The 8,373-nt window shown below is 64.4% G+C and carries 7 protein-coding genes and 1 tRNA gene; 5 read left to right on the top strand and 3 right to left on the bottom strand.

Annotated features, from left to right (window positions below):
- Positions 1-43: 43 nt before the first annotated feature.
- Positions 44-1,807 (bottom strand): adenylate/guanylate cyclase domain-containing protein, encoded by a 1,764-nt coding sequence (locus N181_RS25800; protein ID WP_037395141.1) that lies wholly within the window; start codon positions 1,805-1,807, stop codon positions 44-46.
- Between the two features lie 303 nt (positions 1,808-2,110).
- A tRNA-Gln gene (locus tag N181_RS25805) sits at positions 2,111-2,184 on the bottom strand.
- A gap of 302 nt (positions 2,185-2,486) precedes the next feature.
- Between N181_RS25805 and N181_RS25810 the strand changes: the two genes are divergently transcribed.
- From N181_RS25810 to N181_RS25820, 3 genes are read left to right on the top strand one after another with little or no spacing between them, the layout of a single operon-like run.
- Positions 2,487-4,055 carry a Ppx/GppA phosphatase family protein gene (locus N181_RS25810; protein ID WP_037401174.1) on the top strand — a complete coding sequence of 523 codons (1,569 nt, stop codon included), beginning with the start codon at positions 2,487-2,489 and terminating at the stop codon, positions 4,053-4,055.
- Positions 4,052-4,789 (top strand): RlmE family RNA methyltransferase, encoded by a 738-nt coding sequence (locus N181_RS25815; protein WP_014327456.1) that lies wholly within the window; start codon positions 4,052-4,054, stop codon positions 4,787-4,789. Before N181_RS25810 ends, N181_RS25815 begins: the two co-directional genes overlap by 4 nt.
- 2 nt (positions 4,790-4,791) lie before the next feature.
- On the top strand, positions 4,792-5,175 hold the full coding sequence (locus N181_RS25820) for a VOC family protein (RefSeq protein WP_014327457.1): 384 nt from the start codon (positions 4,792-4,794) through the stop codon (positions 5,173-5,175).
- 16 nt (positions 5,176-5,191) lie between these two features.
- Here N181_RS25820 and N181_RS25825 read toward each other — a convergent pair whose 3' ends face one another.
- On the bottom strand, positions 5,192-6,601 hold the full coding sequence (locus N181_RS25825; RefSeq protein ID WP_037401177.1) for a DHA2 family efflux MFS transporter permease subunit: 1,410 nt from the start codon (positions 6,599-6,601) through the stop codon (positions 5,192-5,194).
- 177 nt (positions 6,602-6,778) lie between these two features.
- Between N181_RS25825 and N181_RS25830 the strand changes: the two genes are divergently transcribed.
- Positions 6,779-7,762 carry an MBL fold metallo-hydrolase gene (locus N181_RS25830; protein WP_037401180.1) on the top strand — a complete coding sequence of 328 codons (984 nt, stop codon included), beginning with the start codon at positions 6,779-6,781 and terminating at the stop codon, positions 7,760-7,762.
- A 189-nt stretch (positions 7,763-7,951) separates the two neighbouring features.
- Positions 7,952-8,373: IMP dehydrogenase (locus N181_RS25835; RefSeq protein ID WP_155621624.1), on the top strand; the 422-nt coding region annotated here is incomplete at its 3' end.

Genomic DNA, 8,373 nt, shown 5'->3' on the forward strand with positions numbered 1-8,373 from the left:
AAACCTGCTCCGGCAGAATGCTTCAATTTAACCAGGAAAGGCTCTAGATGGAGACTCCGGCCTCGCGGAGGCCGTCCACCAGCCGATCGAGCATATTGGGGTTCCGGTAAGGTAAAGCCCGTCGCAGGTGATCGACAGAAAAGTCCGGATTGACCTCCAATACCTCCCGCCAGTAGCGCCGCGCTTCTTCGTGGCGTCCGATGCGACCGTAAAGGCAGGCGAGATAAAAGCGCGTCATGTCCGATCGTGGGGAAAGCGTCAGCCGGCGCTTGAGGACGCTCTCCGCCTCGTCATAGCGTCCGAGGCTCAATAGAGCCCTGCCTTGGAAATGCAGCGACAGGTCGAATTGCGGATCAAGTCGGTGGGCTTGTGCGTACAGCGGCAGGGCGTCCTCGTGCCTCCCCTGGAAATCCCGGATCGTGCCAAGTGCGGTATAGCCGCTGGCCAAATTGGGGTCGAGTTCGATCGCCCGCTGCGCGGCGACCTCCGCCTCGTCGAGACGCCGCATCCAGGAAAGGGCAAGGGAGAGGGCGTGAGGGCCTAGCGGCTCGGTGTCATCCGTATCAATTGCCTTTTGGGCCAGATCGAACGCCTGTGTGAGATCTTCAGGCGTCGCGCCGTTCCACCGATTGATGAAATCGGTCAAAGCGATGATCGAAAGCGAAGCATAGGCAGCTGCCAGCCCCGGATCGATCGCAATGGCCCGCTGCAGCATGCTGCGTGCCTCCATGGACGATTGGGAGTTGAACTGTAGGATGGCCTGACGGGCGCGGACGAGCAGGTCATAGGCTTCCGGATCCACCTTGCCGCGGCCCTCGCGGCGTTCCTCTTCTCCGGTCGTCAGCTTCACTCTAAGCGCGTTGACGATGGTGCGGGTCACTTCATCCTGAACCGCGAAGATATCTTCAAGGCCGCGATCATAGCGCTCCGCCCATAAATGTCCGCCGGTGGTGCCGTCGATCATCTGGGCGTTGATGCGGATTCGGTCGGCTGCCCTGCGCACGCTACCTTCCAGGACGTAGCGGACGCCGAGTTCCCGGCTCACCTTGCGGATGTCCGGCGTCTTGCCCTTGTAGGCGAAAGAGGAATTCCGTGCGATCACGAAGAGGCCGGAAACCTTTGAGAGATCGGTGATGATGTCCTCGGTTATGCCATCGGCGAAGTAGCCCTGCTCCGGGTCACCGGACATGTTGTCAAACGGCAGAACGGCTATCGACGGCTTCTTTGGAAGCTGCGGCGGGGATTCTGCGGCAGTCTTGATGGGAACGCTCGTGCGGTTGTTCGGCGACCAGGTCCAGATATGCACCGGACGTTCAATGTTCTTCACCTCGTGGTAACCGCTGTCGATGAAATCCAGGCCAGTGCGACCATGCATATATTCATGAATTCCATCGGAAAGCGCCACGCCGCCAGGCTCGGCAAGCGCCTCGATTCGAGCAGCTACATTGACCCCATCGCCGTAGAGATCGCTATCTTCGACCATGACGTCGCCCAGGTTGACACCGACGCGGAGGACGATGGCCTGGTCTTCCGGTATGTCTCTGTTCGCGGCCGCCATGGCCTGCTGAAGGGCCGCTGCGCATTCGACAGCGTTGACGGCGCTGCCGAACTCGACAAGCACGCCGTCGCCAGTCCTCTTGAAGACACGGCCCTGGTGGAGTGCGACGAGCGGCTCCAGCACCTCTTTCCACCGCCCCATGAGCAGCGTGTGGGTGCTTTTCTCGTCCCGCTCCATAAGCCGGCTATAACCGACCACGTCAGCCGCCAAGATGGCGGCAAGCCGGCGTCTGATGGATTCGTTGGCCATGTGCAATGGCGCCTTCCTAGCACCCACTCATCAACTTTATCGGCGTCTTGCTCCGCTGTCTATTCGGCTCTGGATTTGGTCGGCTCCCAGCGCTTGTCGCACAAACCTCTTTTTGTGTGGCCGTGTTGATGCGCTCGTGAGGGCTGGTCTGCCGTCACGTCGTGTTTGTGCCGCTCGCAGACGTCGTCACGAGATGCACGCATTGATATAGCAGGCGGTGTCTGCCGCATGTCGAGGCGGCATCAGATCGCGACGAACACGAGAAGGGCAGTTGCTAGAGGTTGAGTTTCCGAAGGAAGACATTGGCTGGGGAACCTGGATTCGAACCAGGACTAACGGAGTCAGAGTCCGCTGGTCTACCGTTAACCTATTCCCCAAGGCCCGCTGGCGGTGTGGTCGCCCGCGTCGGTGTGGCGGGCTTATAAACAAAAGAACCGCCGATGCAAATACCCTTTGGCAAAAAAATGCGGCCGGGCTGTGGTGACGGTGCGATGTGTTTCGCCAAGGCGGATGCGGAGCGCTGATTTTCTGACCGCGGGGGCCGTGCAATGCGGGCCGAATCCGCGCCTTAAAAAAGGTTTGGCGAAAAAGGGCGGCGCTGGTACAGTCGCGCCAACGCAAAATCGAGAGAGCGCCTTGAGCGGCCGCAAGGCTTCGTGCGGCGCGATGGTTGAGACAAGTGAAAGACCCCGAACACGGCGCAAAGCCGTCTGAATCCGGGGCGTCGGCAGCAGGTCGTGGCGAGGCGCATAAGCTTGTGCCGCGCGGCGGCAAGGGGAAGCGGAGGCGGCGCAGGCCGTCCGGTTCGTCGTCTGCAATTGCCAGCCGATCCGGGCTTCCCGGAGAAGCAGGGCGTCCCGCAGCACTGGAAGAGGCGGAGCCGGCGCGCAAGCGCAAGCGGCGCCGCCGTTCGAAGGCCGCAAGGCCGCAGAGCCAGGCTCCCACTGCCGTTTCCGGCGCGGCCGCGGCCCATGAGACATCGATCACCGACAAGAAGGGCCAGAAGCGCAGCAAGAAGGCGCGCCATCGGCGCGGGCTTCAAGGGCGACCGCTGACGTCCGGCGACAAGCCACTTACGGTTGAACGGCCCGCCGACGGCCAGCGCCCGCGCGGGGTGTCCGCCGCGCCGCAGCCGTCGCGCAAGGACGATATGCGGGCGCCCCATGTGGCGCCAAGCGAACCGCCCGCGCCACTCTATGCGGCGCTCGACCTCGGCACCAACAATTGCCGGCTGCTGGTCGCCCAGCCGACCCGGCCGGGGCAGTTCCGCGTCGTCGACGCCTTCTCGCGGATTGTCCGGCTTGGCGAGGGCCTCGGCGCCAGCGGCAGGCTTTCCGACGATGCGATGGAGCGCTCCGTCGAGGCGCTGAAGATCTGCGCCGGCAAGCTCAACACCCGCTCGATCCGCCGCCGCCGGCTGATCGCCACCGAGGCGGCGCGCGCCGCCGAAAATGGCGCAATCTTCATGAAGCGCGTCGCCGAGGAGACCGGGCTCGATCTCGAAATCATCGACCGCGAGACCGAGGCGCGGCTTGCCGTTTCCGGCTGCTCGTCGCTCGTCGACCGCGAGACCAAGTCGGTGGTGCTCTTCGACATCGGCGGCGGCTCGTCGGAAATCGCCGTGATCCGCATCGGCGACAACCGCTCGAGCCGGCTCGCCAACCACATCACCCATTGGACCTCGCTGCCGGTCGGTGTCGTCACGCTTTCCGAACGCCATGGCGGCGAGCACGTCACGCCGCAGAGCTTCGAGACGATGGTGCGCGAGGTCGAAGGCATGCTGGACCGCTTCGACGGTCCATCGGTCGAAGCGTTGGAAAGCGCTTCCGGCAGCGGCTTCCATCTGATCGGCACGTCGGGCACCGTGACGACGCTTGCCGGCGTCCATCTCGACCTGCCGCGCTACGACCGGCGCCGGGTGGACGGTCTCTGGCTCTCCGACGACGAGGTCTCGGCCATGCAGGCGCGCCTGCTCTCCTGGGATTTCGCCGCGCGCGCCGCCAATCCCTGCATCGGCCCGGACCGCGCCGATCTAGTGCTCGCCGGCTGCGCGATCCTCGAGGCGATCCGCCGCCGCTGGCCGTCGACGCGGATGCGCGTCGCCGACCGCGGGCTTCGCGAGGGCCTGCTCACCGACATGATGGCCGACGACGGAGCCTGGCGGCGGGGACGGCCGCGCCGTCACCAGCGCGGCCCCGCCCAGGCCGGCGACGAGCGGCAGCGGTCCCACGAAGGGAATAAGGCATGACGAAATCCCCGATCGGCGGCAACCGCAGCGGCCGCAAGCTTGGCCAGAAGATCAAGAAGGGCAAGCTCAAGGCATCGTCACGCCGCTGGCTGGAGCGGCACATCAACGACCCTTATGTGCAGCGCGCCCAGCTCGAAGGCTATCGCGCCCGGGCGGCCTTCAAGCTTCTGGAGATCGACGAGAAGCACAAGATCCTGTCCGGCGCCCGGCGCATCATCGATCTCGGTGCGGCACCCGGCAGCTGGTCGCAGATCGCCGCCAAGGTGACGAATTCGACCGATGCTGACCCGCGCGTCGCGGCGATCGACTTTCTCGAAATGGACCCGATCCCGGGCGTCCGCTTCCTGCAGATGGATTTCCTCGATCCGCAGGCGCCGGAAAAGCTGAAGGAAGCGATCGGCGGCACCCCGGACCTCGTCCTGTCCGACATGGCGGCGCCGACCACCGGCCACCGGCAGACCGATCATCTGCGCACCATGCATCTCTGCGAGGTGGCGGCGCATTTCGCCGTCGACGTGCTGGCCGAGGGCGGGCACTTCCTCGCCAAGACCTTCCAGGGCGGCACGGAGCGCGACCTTCTCAACATGCTGAAGCAAAATTTCCGGCAGGTCATCCACGTGAAGCCGGCCTCGTCGCGCGCCGAATCGGTCGAGATGTTCCTGCTCGCCAAGGGGTTCAAGGGGCGCCAGAAGGCCGGCACGGAGACGGAAACCGAAGAAGAGGCGGCGGAATAGGCATGTTGCTTTACGTGACGGTCGGCACCAACGACCTGAAGCGCGCCGGCGCCTTTTATGATGCCGTGCTTCCGGCCCTTGGCTATCGCCGCCAGCGGCAGGACGAAACCGAGATCGGCTACGGCGCCGATGGCGATGTGCGCGTCCGCTTCTGGGTGGTCACCCCGTTCAACCGCGCGCCTGCCACCTATGGCAACGGCGTGAGCATCGCGCTCGTGGCCGAGACGCGGGGCGCCGTCGATGCCTTCCATGCGGCGGCGCTGGCTGCCGGCGGCACCGACGAGGGCGCGCCGGGGCTGCGGCCGTTCCACGCGAATTTTTATGGCGCCTGGGTCCGCGATCTCGATGGCAACAAGATCGCCGCCGTCTGCGAGCGCCCGGAATAGCTCTGCGTCAACAGTCCTACTTGCCGGCCGCCGCCTCGGCTTCCCTGAGCGCCTTTCGATGGCCGGATACGGAAGCGCCGGCATTCTTCGCCATGGTCAGGAAGGGGATCGCCGCCAGGAGGTTGGCGACCGCGATGATCATGAAGGCGATGTGGAAATCCTTGAGCGCCAGCGGCCCGTCGCTGATCGACGTTTGGATTTCGAGGATCGCGCCCGCCACTGCCACACCCAAGGCAAGACTGATCTGCTGCAGGACGGCGCTCATCGAAGTCGCCTTGCTGGCGTCCGCGTCGTCGATATCGGCGAAGGAAAGCGCGTTGACGCTGGTGAAGAAGAAGGAGCGGGCGAAGCCGGCGACAAGCAGGATCGAGATCATGACGAGGTAAGGCGTCGCCGGTGTGAAGAAGCCGTTGGTGAAGGTGGTGGCGGCGGCGATGACAGCGGCAACGATCAGCGTCGTGCGGAAGCCGGCAAAGGCGAGCACGCGGCGGGCAAGGAACTTGGTGGTGATGGCGCCGACGGCGCCGATGAAGGTGATCAGCCCTGACTGGAACGGATTGAGGCCGAAACCGATCTGCAGCATCAGCGGCATCAGGAACGGCACGGCGCCGACGGAAATGCGGAAGATCGTGCCGCCGATCGAGGCGTCGCGGAAGGCGCTGTCGCGAAACAGCCGGAGGTCGAGCACCGGTGCCGGATGGCGACGGGCGTGGAAGATGTAAAGGAAGGTCGCAGCGACGCCGGCCGAGATGGAGGCGATGCCGACCGCCGGCGGCAGGGCCGGCAGGCTGATGACGGAAAGGCCGAAGACGATCCCCGACGCGGCGATGCCGCCGAGCAGAAAGCCGAGGATATCGACCGGCGGCGGGTTACGTCGCTCCATCTCCGGCAGGTAGATGCCCGAAAGCACATAGCCGGCAATGCCGACTGGCACATTGATCAGGAAGATCCAGTGCCAGGAGAAATAGGTGGTGATGAAGCCGCCGAGCGGCGGGCCCGCCAGCGGGCCGACAAGGGCAGGGATGGTGAGCAGCGCCATGGCCGAGACGAGTTCGCTGCGCGGCGTGCCGCGCACCAGGACGAGGCGCGCCACCGGCGTCATCATCGCGCCGCCCATGCCCTGCAGGAAGCGCGACAGCACGAAGGCGACGAGGCTGTCTGCGACGGCGCAGAAGACCGACCCGGCGATGAAGACAAGGATCGCCGCCCGGAAGATGCGCTTGGCACCGAAGCGGTCCGCCATCCAGCCGCTCAGCGGAATGAAGATGGCGAGCGCCACCATGTAGGCGGTGAGCGCCAGTTTCAGCGTGATCGGCCCGACGCCGATGTCACGGGCGATTGCCGGCAGCGACGTCGAGATGACGGTGGAATCCATCTGCTCCATGAAGAGAGCGACGGCGAGGATCATCGGGACGATGCGATTCATGAGAGGCTCTGGATGCGGGGTCGGCGTCCGGTAGACGGTTCCGGTGGCTTTGTCGGGGCAAAACCGGCGATTGCAGATCAAAAGCCTGTGATCTGGCTGACCTTTTCTGTCAAGGCCGCTACTTCTTGCCTGTCGGCGCACGACAGTAGGGGCGGCGCCAGTCAACAGGAGCGATCAATGATCACACAGAGTCTGAAGCGCCGAACCTTGTTCGGGGCAGGGGTGGCTGCCTTGGCGGCGCCGGGCCTCTTGACCGGAATTGCGAATGCTCAGGAAAGCGCAGAAAAGGACGCCATGACGAAGGATGCGGCTTTCAAGTCCCTCAAGCTCGGTACCTTCAAGGTGACGGTGATCAGCGATGGGACGCGCGCCTCGGACAATCCGCACGAGACCTATGGCACCAATCAGCCTGTGGAAGCCGTCTCTGCGCTGCTCGAACAGAATTTCCTGCCGACCACCGGTTTCATCAACGGCTTTTCGCCGGTCCTGGTCGATACCGGATCGGAGATCGTGTTGTTCGACACCGGGCTCGGCGAAGGCGGCCGGGAGGCGGGGACCGGAAAACTTGCTGACGGTATTCGCGCCGCCGGCTATGCGCCCGAGCAGGTTTCGGTCGTCGTCATCACCCATATGCACGGCGATCATATCGGCGGCCTCATGGAGGGCGGCACGCCGGCCTTCCCGAACGCCCGCTATGTGACCGGACAGGTGGAGTTCGACTTCTGGAAGGATGCGGCCCGCGTCGGCACGCCGGCCGAGAACGGCCACAAGGCGGTGCTGCAGAAGGTCGTGCCGCTGGCGGAAAAGACCACTTTCATCGCCGACGGTGCCGAGGTGGTGCCGGGGATCAACGCCATCGCCGCTTTCGGCCATTCCCCGGGGCATATGATCTACCGACTCGAATCCGAGGGCAAGGCGCTGATGCTGACCGCGGATACCGCCAACCACTACGTCCTGTCGCTGCAGCGGCCGGATTGGGAGGTCCGCTTCGACATGGACAAGGCTGCCGCCGGCGCGACACGGCGAAAGGTCTTCGACATGATCGCAACCGATCGGCTGCCCTTCATCGGCTATCACATGCCGTTCCCGGCCGTCGGCTTCGTCGAGCGGCAGGACCAGGGCTACCGCTTCGTGCCGGTGACCTACCAGTTCGACATCTGATTTCAGGATCTTGTTGCACTGCAGCAACAAATTTGCGGGGCCCGGGAGAATTCCGGGCCTTAACTATTTTCATTCTGACATATCCGTGTTACGAGCCCTCGCCAACTTCCAAGACAAGCTTTGAAGTCACCCGGTGGACAAATCCTGATCGTCCCCGGGGATTTTCGTATATTCGAAGAGGAATTGGCCATGGCGCGCATCATCGAAACGGCAACCGGTCTGGAGGCTTTGACCTTCGACGACGTCTTGCTCCAGCCGGGACATTCCGAAGTGATGCCGGGCCAGACGAACATCGCGACCCGCATCGCCCAGGACATCGATCTCAACCTGCCGATCCTTTCGGCGGCCATGGACACGGTCACCGAGGCGCGCCTGGCGATCGCCATGGCCCAGGCCGGCGGCATCGGCGTCATCCACCGCAACCTGACGCCGGCCGAACAGGCCGAAGAGGTCCGCCAGGTCAAGAAGTTCGAAAGCGGCATGGTCGTCAACCCGGTGACGATCGGGCCGGATGCGACGCTCGCCGACGCATTGAGCCTGATGAAGGCGCACGGTATTTCCGGCATCCCGGTCGTGGAAAACGGCGGCAGCGGCGGCCAGACACAGGGCCG

The organism is Sinorhizobium fredii USDA 205, from assembly GCF_001461695.1.
GTDB lineage: Bacteria > Pseudomonadota > Alphaproteobacteria > Rhizobiales > Rhizobiaceae > Sinorhizobium > Sinorhizobium fredii.